Source organism: Amycolatopsis jejuensis (assembly GCF_000717335.1).
Classification (GTDB): domain Bacteria; phylum Actinomycetota; class Actinomycetes; order Mycobacteriales; family Pseudonocardiaceae; genus Amycolatopsis; species Amycolatopsis jejuensis.
In genome coordinates this window covers 82,482-100,440 of record NZ_JNYZ01000008.1, presented here as the reverse complement: position 1 = coordinate 100,440, position 17,959 = coordinate 82,482, and the positions used below count along the sequence as shown (strand labels likewise).

Here is a 17,959-nt window from a genome sequence, read left to right as displayed (position 1 = left end):
GTGGGGAGGTCAGCGGGCGGCGGCCGGTTCGGCGGCACGCAGCGCACCGGCGTGCCGGACGAGCTTGCCGTTGGACGTGCGGGGGAGCGCCGGGAGCACGTGCAGCAGCTTGGGATGTTTGAACGCGGCGAGCCGTTCCCGGCACCAGCGCAAGAGGTCCACTTTGGACGGTCCCGCCGCGGAAACCGAGACGTACGCCTCGATCGTGCCGGTGTGCACGACGACCGCCTCGGTGACCCCGGGGTGCTCGCGCAGCACGGCCTCGACTTCGAGAAGGTCGACCTTCAGTCCGCCGACCACCACGAGGGAATCACCGCGGCCCAGCAGCGAGACCGTGCCGTCGGCGGTGATTTCGGCGCGGTCGCGGGTACGCAGCCAGCTGTCGACATAGCGGTCGCCGCCGGACCCGTGCAGATACGGCGAACCGTCCGGCAGGTGCACTTCCAGCTCTCCGTCGGCGATCCGTACCTCGATGCCCGGCGCGGGCGGCCCCACCGACGGGCGGTGCGCAGGCGCGGTGTCCATCGCGATCACGCCCGTCTCGGTGGTGCCGTACGACTCGCCGATCCCGACGCCGAACCGTTCCCGGAAGGCTTCGGCGACCGCCGGGACCATCAGCTCGCCGCCGGACACCGCGACCCGCAGCTTCGGCAGCGGCGGCACCGACGCGGCCGTGGTGAGCAGCTCGTAGTGAAATGGCGTGCCGAAGATGGCCGCGACGTCGTTTTCCGCTGCGGTGGCCAGCATGTCGCGCGCCGACACCCGCGGGGCGAACACCACGGTGACGCCGTGCGCCAGCGCGTACAGGAGTCCCGCGATCAGGCCGAAACTGTGCGCGGTGGAACTGAGCAGCAGCACCCGTTCGCCCTGCACCGGCATCCCCGGGATGGCGGCGAACCGGGCGATCTCCGCAGCCACCGACTCCGGCGTCCGGCCGATCACCTTGGGCACGCCGGTGGACCCGGAGCTGAACTGCACGAGCCGGTGCGCGCTGTCCGCCGCCCGCCCGCCGGGAAGGCGAGCGGTGACCAGCTCGTACCGTTCCTGGAAGCCGAGCACCGATTTGCCCGCGACCCCGCCGCGCACCAGGAACTGCGGACGGCACAACCGGCGCAGCTGGTCGACTTCCGCGCCGGTGAGCCGATGGTCGACCAGCAGCACCTGCGCACCCACCCGCCACAGCGCGAGCAGCACTTCCACCTGCGTGCAGCTGGGCGGAATCTGCAGCAGGACCGTCGATCCTTCCCCGATGTCGTAGGCACGGAACACCGCCGCTTCCTCGGCGGAATCGGCGTCGAGCGCGGCCCGTGACACCGATCCGTGCGCGTGGACCAGGTACGGCAGATCGCCGGGCCGGGCCGCGAACAGCTCGCTGACCAGGTCTCCCATCCGGTGTGCGGCCATCAGCTTTCCTTGCAGAACTCACCGATGGGATGGCCGACGTGCCGCTGGTCGGTGGCGAGGTGCCCGAGCAGCTCGTCCCCGAGCTGGAGTTCGGTGACGTTGCGGACTTTCCCGCCGGGCCCGAGCACCCGCACGTGCCAGTCGTCCTGCACGGTGAGGCTGACCACCGTCCCGTCACCCGCGTGCGCGGTGATCATCAGCAGTGGCCGGGATTCCAGCTTCGCCCGCCCGACGAGCACGCGGCGGGTACGGCCCTCGGCGTTCACCGCGAGCACGGTGCCGCCGGAGCGCAGCTCGCTGAGGTAGTTGGTGTGGTTGTCCGGGCCGAGGACGTACGAGTGCAGCGCGCCCGCGTTGACCCGGAACGGCCGGGTCGGCATGTACGGCAGCGGATGGGTTTCACTGCAGCACAGGATGAATCCGGTGGAGAACGACCCGACGAGAATGCCTTCGTCCTCGGCGAAATGCGAGCACGTGTCGACGCAGACCCGGTCACCGAGGCCGAGATGCTCGATGCCGTCGACGGTCAGCGTGGTGAGCGGAACCTCCGGGGAGGCCGCTCCCAGGAGCCGCGCCAGCGCGAACACCTCGGCCGCGTTCGCCGGGGCCAGCAGGACGCCTTCGGACCCGCGTTCGAGCACGTCGAGCACGATCCCGGCCTCTTCGAGGTCCGCGCAGACGGTGACCAGGCTGCCCGGTGCCCGGTCGGCTGCGGCGAGCACGATCTCCAGCGGGATCTTGGTCGGATCGGCGAAGCGCACCACGGTGTACGGCAGTGCGACGGCGGCCGCGCACGCGAGCTGGAGCGTCCGGTCGTCGCGGACGTCGACCCAGCCCGCGGTCTCGTTCTCGGGAGACTGCGGCAGCCGGTCCAGCTCGCCCCGGTCGGCGATTTCTGTGACGGTGACCCGTCCCGGCACGCGTTCTTCGGTGCCGCTGCCCGGGACGAAGACGCCGGTGATGGTGGGCGGCAAGGTGGCGAGCACGGCCGCGTCGTCGGAAAGGACGCCCGCGAGCCTGCTGTGGATGGCGGCGTCGACCACCGCCTCGCGCTGCTCCGCCGGGGTGCTCCGAAGGTCGATCCAGGCGAATTTCATGCGGCACCACTCCGAACGGTCGGGTACGAGGTTCCGGCCGCGAGGACGGCCGGGTGGACGACATTCGCGAGCTGCGCGACGGCCTGCGCCGGCTCGGCGGCGGTGAAGACGCGGCGGCCGACGGCAAGACCCTGGCAGCCCGCCGCCATCAGGGCCGCGCCGTACTCCGCGAGGTCGGAGCCGTCGGACGGCCCGCCGGCGGCGAGCACCGGAATGGGCGAGCTGGCGACCACCTCGGCCATCTGCCCGGGGGAGCGGGTGACCGAGGTCTTGACCAGATCGGCGCCGAGATCCGCCGCGATGTTCACGAGGTGCGCGAGCAGCGCCGGATCGTGCGGATCGGCGATCCGCGGGCCACGCGGGTAGATCATCACCAGCAGCGGCATGTGCCACGTCTCGCACGAGCTCGCCACGACGCCGAGGTCGCTCAGCTGCCGTTGTTCGGTGTGCGATCCGATGTTCACGTGCACGCTGACCGCGTCCGCACCGAGCCGCACCGCGTCCTCGACGTCCCCGACCAGTACCTTGGCGTCGGCGTCGGCGGCGAGGGAGGTGCCCGCGCTGAGGTGGACGATCACCGCGCACTGCCCGAGCAGCGCCGGATCCAGTGCCCTGGCCCGGCCTTTGTGCACCACGACCGCGTCGGCACCCCCGGCGGCCAGTGCGCGGACCAGGCCGTCCCAGCGGTGCTGCGGGACCACCGGTCCGTCGGACACGCTGTGGTCCAATGGGACGAACAGATACCGGCCGTCGCCGGGCGGGGAAAGCCGCCGCAGCCGGAATGCTTTTCCTGCATTTCTCATGGAGGCTGGTTCACTTCCGCTCCGGGGCTTGCGGTTGGGTTCCCCCAGGCTGCCGTAACGCATCGCGGTGCGGCAGCGACAGTTTCCGATAACTCCGCGGTTATGCCCGGCTCTGAGAATTTCCTGATTTTTCCCGGCTAGCCTCGCCGCACGTGCCCGGAAACGTCAGGGAGGTCCCCAGTGCCGTCGTTGCAGATCACCGTCGCCATCGCCTGCCACGGCGGGCGCGGGCACACGGCGAGGCTGGCCGCGGCGGTCGGATCCGGGCTGGAAACCGTGCCGGACATCGAAGTCGTCCCCGTCCCGGTCACCGAGATGACCCCGGCGCAGTGGGGGAAACTGGACGAGGCGGCGGCGATCGTCTTCGGGGCGCCGACGTACATGGGCACGGCCTCGGCGGCATTCCACGCCTTCGCGGAAGCCAGCAGCCGTCGGCAGTTCGTGCGCCGGTGGCACGACAAACTCGCCGCCGGTTTCACGAACTCCGGTGCCAAAGCGGGCGACAAATCCGGAACGCTCGGCTATTTCGCGACCCTCGCCGCGCAACACGGAATGACCTGGGTGAACCTGGGTTTACCGGCGGGCTGGAACCGCGTTTCCGGCGCCGAATCCGACGTGAACCGGCTGGGCTTTTTCGCGGGCGCGGCCGCGCAGTCCAATGTGGACGAAAAACCCGAGGCCATGCACGAATCGGATCTGCGGACGGCGGAACACCTCGGCCGCCGGGTCGGGGAGCAGGTGCGGATCGTGGTGGCCGGACGGCTGGCCTTGGCGAACCGGGAAGCCGCCGCGCGGTGACCAGGTGATCACTGCCGTCACCACCGGGTCCCGCTGGGCGGTCGCCGTCGCGGTGGCCGGGCAGATGCTCGTCTTGCTGGACAACACGATCGTCAACATCGCGGTCGAATCCCTGGCCGACCCGGTCCGCGGCCTCGGTGCGAGCGCAACCGAGCTGACCTGGGCGGTGAGCTCGTACTCCCTGGTGTTCACCGCCGTCGCGCTGGTCGGCGGTGCCCTGACCGACCGGATCGGGCCGCGGGCCGCGCTGGTCAGCGGCCTGCTGGTGCTGGCGGGGTCGGCCACAGTCGCCGCATTCTCCGCCACTGCAACGGAACTCGTCGTGGCGCGGTGCTTCATGGGGGCGGGTGGCGCGCTGGTCACCCCGGCGACGCTGGCCGTCGTGACCCGCTGCAGCACCCCGGCCGGACGTTCGCGCGCGATCGCGGTGTGGGCGTCGTCCGGCGGGATTGCGGTCGCGCTCGGCCCGGTGCTGGGCGGGCTGCTGCTCGCGCGGTTCTGGTGGGGGTCGATCTTCCTGGTCAACCTGCCGGTGGCGGTGGCCTGCCTGATCGGGGTCGTGCTCGTGGTACCCGGGCGCGGCGGGCACGGGCAGCGGCCGCTCGATCCGCTCGGCCTGGTGATGTCCGGGGTAGGGCTGGCCGCGCTCGTGTACGGGATCGTCGAGGCGGGCGACGGCAGGTTCGGCTTCGACGTGCTCGCCGCGTTGGCGATCGGGGTGTTGCTGCTGATTGCTTTCGTGGTGCAGCAACGGTTCTCGGCCAAGCCGAGTCTCGACCTCAAGCTCTTCCGCCGGGCCGCGTTCGGCGGTGGCAGCGCCGTGTTGCTGCTGGCCTTCCTGTGCCTGGCCGGTCAGCTGTACTACTGCGCGTTCTACCTGCAGGGCGTGCGTGGGCTGTCGACCCTGGCCGCAGGCGGCGTGATGGTGGCTGCGGCGGCGGGGATCATTCCGGGCAATCAGATGTCTCCGGCGCTGGTCCGCCGTTTCGGCGCGCGGCTGACGGTCGCGGCCGCGCTCACCGCCACCGGGGCGACGTATGCGGCGTACCTGCTATTGGACCAGTCCACTGCCCTGGTGTGGTTCATCCTGCTCCTTTTCGTGCAGGGGCTGGGAATCGGGGTACTGCTGCCCGCTCTGACCGAACAGATGATGACGGCGCTGCCCGGGTCGATGGTGGGGGCCGGGGCGGCGGTCAACTCGGTGACCCGGCCGCTGGGCAGCACGCTGGGGGTCGCGGTACTCGGGTCGATCCTCGCCGCCGGGTACCGGCAGGGGGTTGCGGTGCCGGGATTGCCGCCGGACCAGCAGGATCGGGCCGCACAGTCGATTGCCGGGGCGAAGGCGCTCGGCCGTCCGGAGGTGGCCGCGCTCGCCGACCATGCCTATCTGCACGCCATGTCCGTCACCGCGGGCTGGACCGTGCTGCTCACCGCCGCTGGGGTCCTGATCACCGTTTTCGTGTTCCCCCGCCCCGGCTCACAGTGAGGTACCCGTGGATCTCGGACTGCACCACCTGCGGATCGTCGTCGTGGTCGCCGAAGCAGGCGCGATCAGCCGGGCGGCGACGCGGCTCAAGGTGGCCCAGTCCGGGCTCACCGCCCAGCTGCGCCGGATCGAGCAGGGCTTCGGCGCGCCGCTTTTCGACCGCAGCCGCGACGGGGTCGTCCCGACCGAGCTGGGCAGGCACGTGATCCTGCGGGCCGAGGAGCTGCTGCGCGGGTTCGCCGACCTCATGGCCACCGCGAAACTGCTGGTACCGGACGAGCAGGAGCATTCGGAACTGCGCCTCGGCGGCGGCGACAACCCGTGGGTCCCGGTGATCGCGACGGAGGTCCGCCGCCTGCTGCCCGACCGCGACCAGATCACCTACATCGAGGCCACCCCCGCCACCGTGGTGGACATGCTCCGCGACGGAAAGCTGGACGTCGCGGTCCTCACCGACTACCCCGACGTCCCCCCGGCCGGCCACGAGGAGTTCGACGGCCGCCTGCTGGGCGTGGAGCCGCTGGTGATCGGACTGGGCGCGGTACACCGATTCGCCGGCCGCGACGAGGTCGACCTGGCCGAACTCGCGGACGAGGACTGGGTAGCCCCACCGGACGCCGCCTCCGGCCTGCGGCTGAGCCTGCGCCTGGCCTGCGAGCGGGCGGGATTTTCCCCGCGGTTCCGCCATTTCGGCGCCGACCGCGCAACGGCGGAGGCACTCGTCGCGTCGAGCCACGCGGTGACGGTGCTGCATCGGACGGCGGCGCAACGCAAGGATGTCCGGTTGGTGCGGTTGGCGGATGAGCCGTTGTGGTCGCGTACGACGGTGGTGTGGCCTGCGGAGTCTCCGATGGCTTCGATCTCCGACGCGTTCCATCCGCGGCGGTTGTGATCACCCACGAAGGACACTGACCGTAATCGCCTAAATCACGGAATGTTCACTCACCTTCGTGAGGGTTGTCGTCCGGCGGGGACCGGGGCGGCCCCGCACACTGGCCACACCCGGCGGGCCGGTCAGCGCTGACGAGGTGGTGGGCATGACGAGCGTGGCAACGCAGCCACCGATCCTGCGCGAGCTCGCCGCGTGCCTGCTCGATCGCGTGCCCGAGCTGACCGACCGGCTGCACGAGGTCCTGCTCGCCAAGGACGACACCTACCGCACGACCGCAGCGGTCACTCCCGCCGAGCTGACCAGGTCGCTGCACGACAACCTCACCCGCTGCACCCAGTTCCTCGCGGACCGGGTCCCGCCGGGGGTGGATTTCCGGGACGCGGCCCGGCACACCGCGCGGCAGCGGGCGCAGGCCGGGTTTCCCCTCGAATCGCTGCTGCACGCTTACCGGCTCGGTACCGAGGTGCTGTGGGCGGCGCTGGTGGAGCAGGCCCGCAGTCGCCGCCCGGAGTCGATCGGGGAGCTGCTGGACAGCGCGGTGCTCGTCCTCGAACTGATCGACACGATGTCGCAGACCGCGAGTGCCGAGTACCGCGTGCAGGAGACCGCCGCGATGCGCCGCAGCATCGAGCGGCGGCAGGCGATGCTCGACGGTCTCCTCGACGGCCGCGGGGCGGACCCGGAGGTCGCGATCGAGGCGGGCACCCTGCTGGAACTGCCTGCGGACGGCCGGTTCGTGGTGGCGGTGGTGCGGCGCGACACGGCGTCGGCCGCGCCGCCCTGGCCGCCGCGGGATGCGCTCGCCGTGCACGGGTTCCGGTCGGAATGGTGCCCGCGCTCGGACCAGGACGTCGGGCTGGTTTTGCTGGGTGACGCGCCGGTCGAGCGGCTCACTGCGCGGCTGCGGGCCGTCGTCGATCGGCCTGCGGGGGTGTCCGCCGAGGTCGCCGGGCTGGCGGAGGTGGCGTCCGCGTTTAGGATGGCGCAGCTCGCGTCGGACACCGTCCCGGCGCAGCAGCCGCAGGTCGTGGCGTTCGAGGAGCGGCTGCCGGAGGTGCTGCTCGCCGCGAACCCGGCGGTGGCGCAGCAGATCCGGCGGCGCGCGTTCGGCGCGCTGCCGTCGCTCGCCGGTGACAAACAGGCCGTGCTCGTGGACACGCTGCGGTCGTGGTTCCGGCACGACGGGTCCGCGGCCGAGGTAGCCGCCGAACTGCACTGTCACCGCAACACGGTGCTGCACCGGATCGCCCGGATCGAGCAGCTGACCGGCCGCTCGGTGGCCGACGAGCGCGATGGGCTGCTGCTGCGTCTCGCCCTGCTGGTCCCCTGAACCACCGGCCGCCGGTTGGGCAGCTGCCCACCGAACTGGGCCGAATGGAGTAAGAACTGCCAATGTTCCGCGGCGGGCGGACGGGAATGCTTGGCGGACCCTCGTCCCGTACTGCTGGAGATGCCGTGACCGCACCCGAATCCGACCGCCGCACGTTCCTCGCCCGCATCGGCGTGCTCGGTGCCGCGCTGGCCGCCGGTGGGCTGGTCGGCCCGCTGGCGCGCGGCCAGGCACCGCTGGCCGGGGCGTCCACAGTGGATGATGTCGTCGGCCTGCTCCGGCCGGTGCTCGCGGAACTGGCGCGCGACACGCTGAACGGGCTGGTCGTGATGACGTGTCCCGGACCGGATGCGTACTCCCGCGCGCAGGGCACGCCGCGCCGCGAGCCCGGGGCGATGGAGGCGAAGGCGACTGATTTCATGATCGCGTCGCTGGACGATTTCGTGCCGTTCCCGGACCAGCTCGGCAAAGCTCTCGGCCAGGGCCTCGCCGCGGGGCTGAGCGGCACCGGCATTCCGCTCCCGCTCCCACCGGTGACGACCCTGGACGACGCCCTCGCCACCGTCCTGCGCAATGACGCGACGTTACCGCTGTCCTCGGTGGTCGCAATGCTGCTCAATCTCACCGCGACGCAGGTGAATCCGGCCGCGGTGAACGGCGTTTTCCTGTCGCCGTTCGCCCGGCTGTCCTACCGGGACAAATGCCGGGTGTTCGAACAGCTCGAAGGTCCGGACCCGGATCTGCTGGCCACGCTCGACGCGAACGTCCCGCCGCCGTTCACCGAAACGCTGTCCGGCGTGCTGCGGTTCCTCGCCGGTGCGCTGCTCGAATTCTCCGCCTACGGCAGCTACAACGAGTGGAGCGTCTACGACCCGCAGTCCAAGACCCTCCGCGCGCGCCCGGTCGGCTGGCAGCTCACCGGGTACCAGCCGGACGGCGTCGTGCACGGCTGGGACGAACTCAAGGGCTACTACCAGGGCCGGAAGAAGGTGGCGAACTGATGCGGGACGTGATCGTGGTCGGGGCGGGCGGCGGTGGCCCGGTCGTGGCGAAGGAGCTCGCGGCGAAGGGCCTCGACGTGCTGCTGCTGGAAGGTGGACCACGGCACGCCGACCTGGACAAGGAGTGGACGCACTACGAGAACGACGCCAACAACCCGCTCACCGGATTCCTCCGCTTCGGCCCCGCGGACCGGGCGAAACCCGCGTGGTACCGGGAAACGCCGCAGAATTCGTTCCTGTGGCAGCTGTCCGGCGTCGGCGGGACCACCCAGCACTACTTCGGCAACTGCCCGCGTGCGTACCCGGGTTCGTTCGCCGGATACGCGGGCGCGGACCGGAACGCTTACGACGTAGCGCATCCCTTTCCGTTCAGCTACGAGGAATTCGTGCCCTACTACGAGTGGGTCGAGGCGACGCTGCCGGTGCAGACCGCCGCGATGGGCACCAAGGAGGAAGTGTTCTTCCGCGGCTGCGAAAACCTCGGGCTGCCGGTGCAGACCGGCAAGACCACCACGCGGAACTCCTTCCGCCCGCAGGAAAACGCGATCCTGCAGCCGGGCGGGTTCGCGGGCAAGGTCGCCGGGAACGACCGTGAGCTGCGGCTGGCGTACCCGCAGTCGACCGGCTGCACGCTCTGCGGGTACTGCATCATCGGCTGCAGTCATCCGGTCAAGGCGCCGCGAAACCAGATCGCGAAGCGGTCCACCGACAACAGTTACGTGCCGATGGCGTTGACCGCCGACCGCTGGTCGCCCGGCGGCAAGCGGGTCGAACTGCGCACCGACGCGTTCGTCACGCAGGTGCACACCGAGCAGCGCAACGGAAAGACCACCGCGACCGGGGTGACCTGGCGGGTCGGCGCCACCGGCGAGAAGCACCGGGAGGACGCGAAGGTCGTCGTCCTTGCCGGTGGCTGCACGGAAAATCCGCGGCTGTGGCTCAACAGCGGGCTGCCGAACCCGAACGACTGGGTCGGCCGCGGGTACACCGACCACCACTTCGACTGGGTGTTCGGCACTTTCGACGAGTACACCGGGTCGAGCAAGGGGACCGGCTCGTCGGCGCGTTCGGACTGGCCGGGCCGCGGCGGCGTGATGAACGTCGGGATTCCGCCCGCGCTGCTGAGTTTCACGATGGCGATGTCCGACAGCGGAATCCGCGGTGCGTATGCGAACGGCCGTGGCCCCACCGGAACCTGGGACGGCCCGGCCGGGCGCGTGCTGGGCAACGAACTGAAAGACGTGATGACACACGGCATCGACCGGATGTTCGCGATGCTGATCATGACCGACGACGACGTCGAGGCCCAGAACCGCACCTCACTGTCCGCGCTGCCCGCCGACGAGCACGGGTCCATCGCGAAGCTGGAGATGCATCAGCGCAACCGCAGCGCGCGGACGGTGGCGAACCGCGAGTTCCTGGTACACCGCGCGGTCGAGATCGCCCGTGCGGCCGGGGCGGCGAAGGTGTACCGGATGGACTGGGCGCCGATCATCCTGCACGTCCAGTCGAGCATGCGGATGGGGCATTCGGAGACGAATTCGGTGCTGGACGAGAACGGCGCCGCGCGGTGGGTGGACGGGCTGTACATTGCCGACAACTCCGCGTTGCCGAACAGCGTGAGCGGGGCGAACCCGACGTTGAGCATGCAGGCGCTTTCGACGCGGACGGCGGAGAAGATCTTCACGTCCCGCTTCGGCGGCGACCCGTGGGTGGGGCGGGAGGCGCCGGTGGTGTCGACGGATCCGCGGGTGGGTGCTTGACGCGAGCGGTGACGGCGGCCTGGAAATGCGGGCAGGCGGCGAGGTCGTCGTGAGTACAGGCGAGGGCGCAGTCGAGCATCTCGAGGGACGCTTGCGCAGCGGCGATCCAGGCGGTGACCTCGGCCCGGCGCCGCTGCAGGAGCCCGGCGCGCTGCCCGGGTTCGCGGGCGGTGAGCAGTTCGCGGATGTCGCCGAGCGGGAAGCCGATCTCCTTGGCCTGCAGGATCACCGCGATCCGGATGAGGTCGTCCGCGCTGTACCGGCGCCGCGACGCGGCGGAACGGGCCGGGGCGAGCAGGCCGACCGACTCCCAGTGCCGTAGGACGTGCGTGGCCAGGCCGAAGCGGTCGGCCACCTCGCCGATGGTGAGCTCGGTTGACTTCATGTGCACATTAAGTCGCAGCATGGCGGGTATGTCCACTCTGCTCGACCGCCTCGACCTCGCCGACGCCCAGCCGGGCGCGGCCGAATTCCGCGCTGCCACTTACGATCTGCTCCGCCTCCGCGCCGGAGCGACGGTGGTGGACGTCGGCTGCGGCGCGGGCCGCGCGGCCGGGGAACTCACCGACCGCGGGGCCCGGGTCCTGGCCGTGGACCCCGATCCGGCCATGCTGTCGGCCGCCCGCCTGCGCCGCCCGGACGTCGATTTCCGCCCCGGCACGGCGGAATCGCTGCCCCTCGCGGACGGCGCCGTGGCCGGGTACCGGGCGGACAAGGTGTTCCATGAGGTCGCTGACCTGCCTGGCGCCGTCGCCGAGGCGTTTCGGGTGCTGATGCCGTCGGGCCGGATCGTGCTGTCCGGCCAGGACTGGGAGGCCTTCGTCATCGACTCGGACGCGCCAGGGCTGACCCGCCGGATCATTCGGGCCCGAGCCGAGCGGGTGACCAGCCCGCGCGCCGCCCGGTCCTTCCGGGCCCTGCTGGTGGACGGCGGGTTCACGGACGTCACGGCGTCGGTGCGGACGGCGGTGTTCACCGGGGAGGCGGCGCTGCCGATGGTGCGCGGGCTGGCTCAGCCGTCGGGGGCGGTCAGCGGCGGTGAGGTGGACGGGTGGATTGCGGAGCAGACCGCCCGCGCCAAGGCTGGCCGGTTGCTGGTGGCGGTTCCGGTGTTCGTTGCAGCCGCGACTCGTCCCGGGTAGGGGATGCCGGAGGTTTGGGCGAGTGCACGCCCGGGTTCGGGCGCATGCCGGTAATGCCTCCCGCGTGGCGTCGACCGGCCCGCACCGGAGCAGTTCACCACACCCGCCGCAACCGGCTCACGCAAGCAACGGCCCCAGCCGCCGCGCGTGTTCCTGTAAAGCTGTCAACAGAGCCTCGTCCAGCTGCGCGATCCGCGGCGGTGGACCGCACAGCGCCAGCCCCGCGACCAAGCGCCCCGCGGTGTCGCGGACCGGGACGGCCACGCAGCCGCGGTCCGGACGGAGTTCGCCGCACTGCCGGGCCACGCCGGTTTTCGCCGTTTCGGCCAGTGAGCGGTCAAGGCGGCCGGAGTCGATCAGGGTTTTCCCGGTGAACCCGCGCAGGTCGCGGACCAGCGCACGCCAGTCGGGTTGTTCGGCCAGCAGCAGTTTGCCCAGCGCGGATGCATGCGGGTACCGCGACAGGGTCGCCTCGTCGGTCGGCGGGTGGTCCGGATCGGGGTCGACCAGGGTGAGCCGTCCGGTGGTGAACGACGCCAGGTGCACGCCCCACCGGACCATGCCGCGCAGGTGCTCCACCACCGTCCGGGCGGCGGTGCACGGCAGGGTCGCCGCGGGTACCGTCAGGCGGCTGGCCCGGCGGCCGAGCGCGAAGCCGCGCAAGTCGGGCAGCCGCACCAGATATTCCTCCGCGACCAGCAGGTTCAGCAGCCGGTACGTGGTCGCGGGCGGCAGGTGCAAGGCCGCCGAGATCTCCTTCGCGGTGACCCCGGGACCGGCGGCGATCACCTCTTCGAGCACGGCCAGCGCACTGCGGACCGCCCGCGGCTGCCGTCCCGACAAGGGCGCCGACCCCCCGCTCGGCGTCATCAGCGGGCGTCCTGCGATGCGCCGAGCAGGTCGTCGCGGCTCGTTTCGTCGTAGATGCCCACCTCGGCGACCTGCGCGCGACGCCGCAGCAGCAGCCAGCCGAACCACGCCCCGGCGACCACCACCAGCCCGGCCCAGACCAGCAGCATCCGCCCGCTCACCCCGGACGTCACGAAGAATCCCAGCACCGCCACCAGCACCAGCGAGCTGATCGCCGCCGCGAGCACCGGGCCCGGCGTCAGCTCGCCGATCCGGCGCAGGAACACCGGCGCCGCCACGCAGACCAGCAGGTACGCCACGAAGTACCCGAACACCGCGGTGGTCAGCAGCACCTGCAGCACCTGCGCCGACGAGGGCCCGGACACCAGCAGCACCACCGCGATCACGCCCGCCGTCGGCATGGCGACCGCGATCGCGACGTACGGGGTGCGGAACTTCGGATGCGCCGAGCCGAACGTCCGCGGCAGCACGCCTTCGCGCCCCATCGAGAACAGCACCCGGACCAGCCCGGTCCCGGTCGCCAAGGCGCACGCGAAGAACGACATCGCAATCCCGACCTTGAGCAGCGCGGAAAGCCACGGCAGATGGGCCGCGACCGCCAGCGCTGCCACCGGTTCGCCCTGTCCGGCCAGACCGCCGGGCGTCGTCGCGAAACCGAGCTCCTGGACGTAACACGCGAAGAGGTACAGCACGCCCGAGCCGTACGCGGTCCACACGACCGCCCGCGGGACCGTCTGGAACGGCCGCCGCGCCTCCACCCCGAGCGCGGCGGCGGCTTCGAACCCGATGAACGCACCGAGCGCGGGCAGCACCCCGGACGCCACCCCGCGCAGCTCGAAGGGTGGCACGCCGAGCTGGGAAAACTGGCCGGTCCGGATCAGCAGCGCGACGAAAATGACCAGCATCATCGCAATCGACACCGCTTCCACCACGAAAACCACCCGTGTGGACAGCCGCACGCCACGGGCGATCAGCACCGTCGCCACCGCGGTCACCACGACCACGAGCGGCAGCGTCACCGGCCATCCCGGCGGCAGCAGCGCGGCCAGATAAGCGGCCGCCCCGGTGAACGCGGCGGCGGTGAGCGCGCCGTACCCCAGCAGCAGCGCACCGCCGGACGCGAGCCCGGCCGAAGGGCCGAGGCCCTTCGCGGTGATGCTGTACAGCGAACCGGCGGCGGCCATCCGCCGGGTGAACTGGCCGATGCAGGTACCCACGAGCAGCGCGAGCACGGTGGCCACGACGAACGACCAGAACGCGGCCCGCCCGGCGGTGACCGCCGCGATGGCGGGGGTGGCGGCCATCGCCGCGGTCGGCGCGGTCGCGGAAACGGACTGCCCGAGCACCTCGGCGAGGCCGAGCTTGCGCCGGTCGAGCCCGTCGACGGGGGAGTGGCGGCGCAGCCGGTGCGGTCCGGTCGTCGCTGCCGCGGCGAGCTCGGGATACGCTGCCAGGTCGGGCCGCCGGTGGTCCGCCATCGCCGGCCTCCCGGTGCTGCTCGGCGCAAAGGGTGCCGGGGCACGATAACCCGCGACGGCCGGTCCGGCCCAGCCGCGGAAGCTCGAATGAGAATTCCGGTACCCGCGTTCTCCGGCTGCGGGAATGCCGTGCGGCCCGGTGCCGCGGAACGGGAATCCGGCCCGGCCCGGTGTCGCGGAACGGGAATGCCGCCTGGCCCGGTGCCGCGGAACGGGAATCCGGCCCGGCCCGGTGTCGCGGAACGGGAATGCCCCGCCCGGTTTTCCCGGCGGCCCGGGTCCGGCCGTTGAACCGCGGGCCGCCGCGGGTGACCGTCTCTTCCCATCCGTACCCCCGGGAGGACGAGATGGACCCTTCGCCGACGACCGCCCCCGCCACCGGAGCCCCGCCGGGAACGCTGTCCGGCACCCTCGGTGTCGGGTCGATCGTGTTCATGGTCGTGGCCGCCGCCGCGCCGCTGACGGTGATCGCCGGAGCCGTACCGCTCGGCATCGCGCAAGGCGACGGAGCGGGCTTCCCGGCGACGTTCGTGCTGTGCTGCGCCGTTCTGCTGTTGTTCGCGGTCGGATTCTGCGCCATGACCCGGCACGTGCCGAACGCGGGGGCCTTCTACACGTATATCCACAAAGGACTCGGCCGCAGCACGGGCCTGGGTTCGGCCTTCCTCGCGCTGGCCACGTACACCGCGGTGCAGCTGGCGGTGTACGGCTACCTCGGCGCGACCCTGTCCGGCCTCGTCGCGCAGTACGGCGGCCCATCGCTGCCTTGGTGGCTGTACGCGCTGGGTGCGCTGGCGATGGTGTCCGCGCTCGGGTACCGGCACATCGAGCTGTCCGGCAAGGTGCTCGGGGTGCTGCTGATCTGCGAGGTCGGCATCGTGCTCGTCTTCGACGCGGTGGTGAACATCCGCGGCGGCGCACACGGATTGTCGACGGCGTTCCTGCAGCCCGCGCAGGTCGGCTCCGGTTCGCTGGGGATCGGGATCATGTTCGCCATCGCGAGTTTCCTCGGTTTCGAGGCGACCGCGGTGTACCGCTCGGAAGCCCGCCGCCCGGAACGCACCGTGCCGCGTGCGACCTACCTCGCGTTGCTGCTGATCGGCGGCTTCTACACGCTGTCGAGCTGGTCGCTCATCTCGGCCTGGGGCGACGGCGAGGCGATCACGCAGTCCAACCAGGACCCCGGCGGCATGCTGATCACGTCCGTCACGCGATATCTGGGCGAGGCGGGCGGGGACGTCGTCCAGATCCTGCTCGTGACCAGCCTGTTCGCCGCCCTGCTGTCGTTCCACAACGTGATCGCGCGGTACACGTTCTCGCTCGGGAACGCCGGTGCGCTGCCGGCCTCGTGCGGCCGCAGCCATGTGCGGCACGGTTCGCCGCACGTCGCGTCCGTGGTGCAGTCGGCGAGTGCGGTGGTGCTGCTGGTGCTCTTCGCGCTGGCCGGGATGGACCCGGTCACGCAGGTGTTCGCCTGGATGGCCGGTACCGCGACGCTCGGCGTCCTGGTACTGATGGCACTGACGTGCTTGGCGGTGCTGGTCTTCTTCCGCCGTTCCACGGTGGACCGCCGGTGGTGGCACACCGTCATCGCGCCCGTGCTCGGCCTCGCCGGGCTGCTCGGCGCACTGGGCCTGACCGTCGCGAACTTCCCGACCCTGATCGGCGGGTCCGACCGGCTCGCCGCTGCGATCGGGCTCGTGCTGGTCGCCGTTTTCGCCCTCGGCACGGGCCTTTCGCTGACCCGCCGCCACCTGCTCGTCACCCTTCCCGCCTGAGACAGGAGCCCGTCATGACCATGACCGAACCCACCACCGGCCACGCGCTGCACCCGGTCCGCGAGGAGGAGGTACACGCGGTCCGGGAGATCCTCACCGAAGCCGGGTTGCTCACCGACACTGTGCGCTGCTGCTACTTCGGGCCGGAGGAACCGGAGAAGTCCGTCGTGCTTTCGTCGGCGCCGGTGGATCGCCGGTTCCGGGCGCTGCTGCTCGACCTGCCGACCGGGGGGTCGCGGGACGTCGTCGTGTCGGTCACGCGGTCCACTGTGGACAGTGTGACAGACCTCGACCCCGCGCGGACCGGGCAGCTGCCGATCATCGACACGGAGTTCGAGCTGATCGAGGAAATCCTGTCCGGGCACGAGGAATGGCGGACCGCGCTCGCTGGACGCGGACTCGACCCGGCTCAGGTCAGGGTCGTGCCGCTGTCCGCGGGCTCGTACTTCCCGGCCGAGGCGGGGCGCCGCGTGGTCCGGACGCTCGGCTTCCACCAGGAGCACGAGAAGGACCACCCGTGGGCGCGTCCGGTGGACGGGCTGGTCGCGTACGTCGATCTGACCACGCACGAGGTGCTGGAGGTGCTGGACCATCGGACGTACCCGGTGCCCGCCGAACCCGGCAACTTCGACGACCCGGCACAGACCGGCCCCGCCCGCACCACGTTGAAGCCGATCGAGATCACCCAGCCCGAGGGAGTCGGGTTCACCGTCGAGGACGGGTTGCTGCGGTGGCAGAACTGGGAGCTGCGGATCGGGTTCAACGAACGGGAAGGCCTGACGCTGCACCAGATCTCGTTCGACGGGCGGCCGATCGTGTACCGCGCGTCGATTGCGGAAATGGTGGTGCCGTACGCCGATCCGTCGCCGGTACGATTCTGGCAGAACTACTTCGACTGCGGCGAATACATGTTCGCCCGCTACGCCAATTCCCTCGAACTCGGCTGCGACTGTCTCGGCGAAATCCGTTACCTCGACGCCGTGATCGCCGACGACCAGCTGCAGCCGCAGGTCCTCCGCAACGCGATCTGCCTGCACGAGGAGGATTACGGCGTACTGTGGAAGCACAGCGACCTGTTCACCGGCTCGCACGAAACGCGCCGGCAGCGGCGGATGGTCGTCTCGTTCTTCACCACGGTGGGCAATTACGATTACGGTTTCTATTGGTACCTCTATCTCGACGGCACCATCGAATGCGAAACCAAGGCGACCGGGATCGTGTTCACGTCGGCGTATCCGGGGGAGGGGCATCCGTACGCGAGTGAGGTCGCCCCGGGCCTCGGCGCGCCGTACCACCAGCACCTGTTCTCCGCCCGGCTGGACATGATGGTGGACGGCCCGCGCAACGCCGTCGACGAGGTGGAAGCGGCGGCGGTCCCGATCGGCCCGGAAAACCCGTACGGCAACGCTTTCACCGAACGCCGCACGCGGCTGCGCACCGAGGGGGAGGCGCAGCGGCTGGCCGACCAGAGCCGGGCGAGGGTGTGGCAGATCGTCAACCCGGAACGGCAGAACCGGCTGGGCCGCAACGTCGGGTACGCGCTGTACCCGCAAGGGCAGCCGACCCTGCTCGCCGACGAGTCGTCCGTGATCCACTCCCGCGCCACCTTCGCGACGCGCCATCTGTGGGTGACCCGGTACGCGGCCGGCGAACGTTACCCCGCAGGCGATTTCGTGAACCAGCACCCCGGCGGGGCGGGCCTACCCTCGTGGACGGCTGCGGACCGCACGGTGGACGGCGAGGACATCGTGCTGTGGCACACGTTCGGCCTGACGCACTTCCCGCGCCCGGAGGACTGGCCGGTGATGCCCGTGGATTACGCGGGTTTCACCCTGAAACCGGTGGGTTTCTTCCCGCGGAACCCGACGCTGGACATCCCGCCGAACACCTCGGGACACTGCCACCACGAAGGGTGACCCCCTGGGGTGCCCGCTCCGGTGCGGGCATTTGCGGGGCTGCCCTGGTTCTTCGCGCGCCGGGGCCGGTTCGGCACGGCCGGTCTTCGCGCTTCGGGGCCGGTTTCGCAGGTGCGATCGGCCGGTTCGTGGTCCCGGCTCAGACCTGGCCGACGGCGACGTGATCCGGGCAGGGCATTCGTCGCTGGCGGCACGCCCACT

Annotated in this window: 15 protein-coding genes; 9 read left to right on the top strand and 6 right to left on the bottom strand. The window is 71.1% G+C overall.

Translation table 11 applies throughout. From position 1 onward, the window contains the following. Positions 1-9: 9 nt before the first annotated feature. Genes OO71_RS11940 through OO71_RS11930 form a run of 3 tightly spaced genes read right to left on the bottom strand, consistent with a single transcriptional unit; the run spans position 10 to position 3,304 of the window. A complete protein-coding gene (locus tag OO71_RS11940) occupies positions 10-1,404 on the bottom strand; it encodes a class I adenylate-forming enzyme family protein (protein ID WP_033289773.1) in 1,395 nt (464 codons plus the stop codon). Then, positions 1,404-2,501 (bottom strand): 3-dehydroquinate synthase II family protein, encoded by a 1,098-nt coding sequence (locus OO71_RS11935; RefSeq protein ID WP_033289772.1) that lies wholly within the window; start codon positions 2,499-2,501, stop codon positions 1,404-1,406. Before OO71_RS11935 ends, OO71_RS11940 begins: the two co-directional genes overlap by 1 nt. Further along, positions 2,498-3,304: a 2-amino-3,7-dideoxy-D-threo-hept-6-ulosonate synthase gene (locus tag OO71_RS11930; RefSeq protein ID WP_084144887.1), complete on the bottom strand. Its 807-nt coding sequence runs from the start codon at positions 3,302-3,304 to the stop codon at positions 2,498-2,500. The genes OO71_RS11935 and OO71_RS11930 overlap by 4 nt, the downstream gene beginning before the upstream one ends. 180 nt (positions 3,305-3,484) lie before the next feature. On the opposite strand from OO71_RS11930, the gene OO71_RS11925 reads away from it, so the two are divergent. From OO71_RS11925 to OO71_RS11900, 6 genes are all read left to right on the top strand, one after another. After that, positions 3,485-4,102: a flavodoxin family protein gene (locus tag OO71_RS11925; protein WP_084144886.1), complete on the top strand. Its 618-nt coding sequence runs from the start codon at positions 3,485-3,487 to the stop codon at positions 4,100-4,102. A gap of 4 nt (positions 4,103-4,106) precedes the next feature. Then, positions 4,107-5,588 (top strand): MFS transporter, encoded by a 1,482-nt coding sequence (locus OO71_RS11920; RefSeq protein WP_156096263.1) that lies wholly within the window; start codon positions 4,107-4,109, stop codon positions 5,586-5,588. A gap of 7 nt (positions 5,589-5,595) precedes the next feature. Continuing rightward, positions 5,596-6,480 carry a LysR family transcriptional regulator gene (locus tag OO71_RS47290; RefSeq protein ID WP_051791468.1) on the top strand — a complete coding sequence of 295 codons (885 nt, stop codon included), beginning with the start codon at positions 5,596-5,598 and terminating at the stop codon, positions 6,478-6,480. A gap of 145 nt (positions 6,481-6,625) precedes the next feature. Continuing rightward, positions 6,626-7,810, top strand: a complete 1,185-nt coding sequence (locus OO71_RS11910; protein WP_033289771.1) for a PucR family transcriptional regulator — start codon at positions 6,626-6,628, stop codon at positions 7,808-7,810. A 125-nt stretch (positions 7,811-7,935) separates the two neighbouring features. Then, positions 7,936-8,811: a hypothetical protein gene (locus OO71_RS11905; RefSeq protein WP_033289770.1), complete on the top strand. Its 876-nt coding sequence runs from the start codon at positions 7,936-7,938 to the stop codon at positions 8,809-8,811. Then, positions 8,811-10,574 carry a GMC family oxidoreductase N-terminal domain-containing protein gene (locus OO71_RS11900; RefSeq protein WP_033289769.1) on the top strand — a complete coding sequence of 588 codons (1,764 nt, stop codon included), beginning with the start codon at positions 8,811-8,813 and terminating at the stop codon, positions 10,572-10,574. Before OO71_RS11905 ends, OO71_RS11900 begins: the two co-directional genes overlap by 1 nt. Here OO71_RS11900 and OO71_RS11895 read toward each other — a convergent pair. Beyond that, positions 10,495-10,959 carry a MerR family transcriptional regulator gene (locus tag OO71_RS11895; protein ID WP_033289768.1) on the bottom strand — a complete coding sequence of 155 codons (465 nt, stop codon included), beginning with the start codon at positions 10,957-10,959 and terminating at the stop codon, positions 10,495-10,497. The genes OO71_RS11900 and OO71_RS11895 overlap by 80 nt on opposite strands. A 28-nt stretch (positions 10,960-10,987) precedes the next feature. On the opposite strand from OO71_RS11895, the gene OO71_RS11890 reads away from it, so the two are divergent. Beyond that, complete coding sequence (locus OO71_RS11890; RefSeq protein WP_211260498.1) at positions 10,988-11,716, top strand: methyltransferase domain-containing protein; 729 nt, start codon at positions 10,988-10,990, stop codon at positions 11,714-11,716. A gap of 117 nt (positions 11,717-11,833) precedes the next feature. Here the strand turns inward: OO71_RS11890 and OO71_RS11885 are convergent, their stop codons facing one another. Together OO71_RS11885 and OO71_RS11880 are read right to left on the bottom strand one after the other, a co-directional pair. Beyond that, positions 11,834-12,586 carry an IclR family transcriptional regulator gene (locus OO71_RS11885; protein ID WP_033289766.1) on the bottom strand — a complete coding sequence of 251 codons (753 nt, stop codon included), beginning with the start codon at positions 12,584-12,586 and terminating at the stop codon, positions 11,834-11,836. Then, positions 12,586-14,064 carry an APC family permease gene (locus OO71_RS11880; protein WP_084144885.1) on the bottom strand — a complete coding sequence of 493 codons (1,479 nt, stop codon included), beginning with the start codon at positions 14,062-14,064 and terminating at the stop codon, positions 12,586-12,588. Before OO71_RS11880 ends, OO71_RS11885 begins: the two co-directional genes overlap by 1 nt. 347 nt (positions 14,065-14,411) lie before the next feature. Here OO71_RS11880 and OO71_RS11875 point away from each other — a divergent pair, with 347 nt between their 5' ends. Beyond that, positions 14,412-15,842, top strand: coding sequence for an APC family permease (locus tag OO71_RS11875; protein WP_051791497.1), 1,431 nt, complete (start codon positions 14,412-14,414; stop codon positions 15,840-15,842). Between the two features lie 14 nt (positions 15,843-15,856). Then, on the top strand, positions 15,857-17,758 hold the full coding sequence (locus OO71_RS11870) for a primary-amine oxidase (protein WP_033289765.1): 1,902 nt from the start codon (positions 15,857-15,859) through the stop codon (positions 17,756-17,758). The last annotated feature ends 201 nt before the right edge of the window (positions 17,759-17,959 follow it).

Coding starts and splice junctions, on each gene's coding strand:
- OO71_RS11940 (WP_033289773.1), bottom strand. CDS start 1,404: ATGGCCGCACACCGGATGGGAGACCTGGTCAGCGAGCTGTTCGCGGCC.
- OO71_RS11935 (WP_033289772.1), bottom strand. CDS start 2,501: ATGAAATTCGCCTGGATCGACCTTCGGAGCACCCCGGCGGAGCAGCGC.
- OO71_RS11930 (WP_084144887.1), bottom strand. CDS start 3,304: ATGAGAAATGCAGGAAAAGCATTCCGGCTGCGGCGGCTTTCCCCGCCC.
- OO71_RS11910 (WP_033289771.1), top strand. CDS start 6,626: ATGACGAGCGTGGCAACGCAGCCACCGATCCTGCGCGAGCTCGCCGCG.
- OO71_RS11900 (WP_033289769.1), top strand. CDS start 8,811: ATGCGGGACGTGATCGTGGTCGGGGCGGGCGGCGGTGGCCCGGTCGTG.
- OO71_RS11895 (WP_033289768.1), bottom strand. CDS start 10,959: ATGAAGTCAACCGAGCTCACCATCGGCGAGGTGGCCGACCGCTTCGGC.
- OO71_RS11890 (WP_211260498.1), top strand. CDS start 10,988: ATGTCCACTCTGCTCGACCGCCTCGACCTCGCCGACGCCCAGCCGGGC.
- OO71_RS11885 (WP_033289766.1), bottom strand. CDS start 12,586: ATGACGCCGAGCGGGGGGTCGGCGCCCTTGTCGGGACGGCAGCCGCGG.
- OO71_RS11880 (WP_084144885.1), bottom strand. CDS start 14,064: ATGGCGGACCACCGGCGGCCCGACCTGGCAGCGTATCCCGAGCTCGCC.
- OO71_RS11875 (WP_051791497.1), top strand. CDS start 14,412: ATGGACCCTTCGCCGACGACCGCCCCCGCCACCGGAGCCCCGCCGGGA.
- OO71_RS11870 (WP_033289765.1), top strand. CDS start 15,857: ATGACCATGACCGAACCCACCACCGGCCACGCGCTGCACCCGGTCCGC.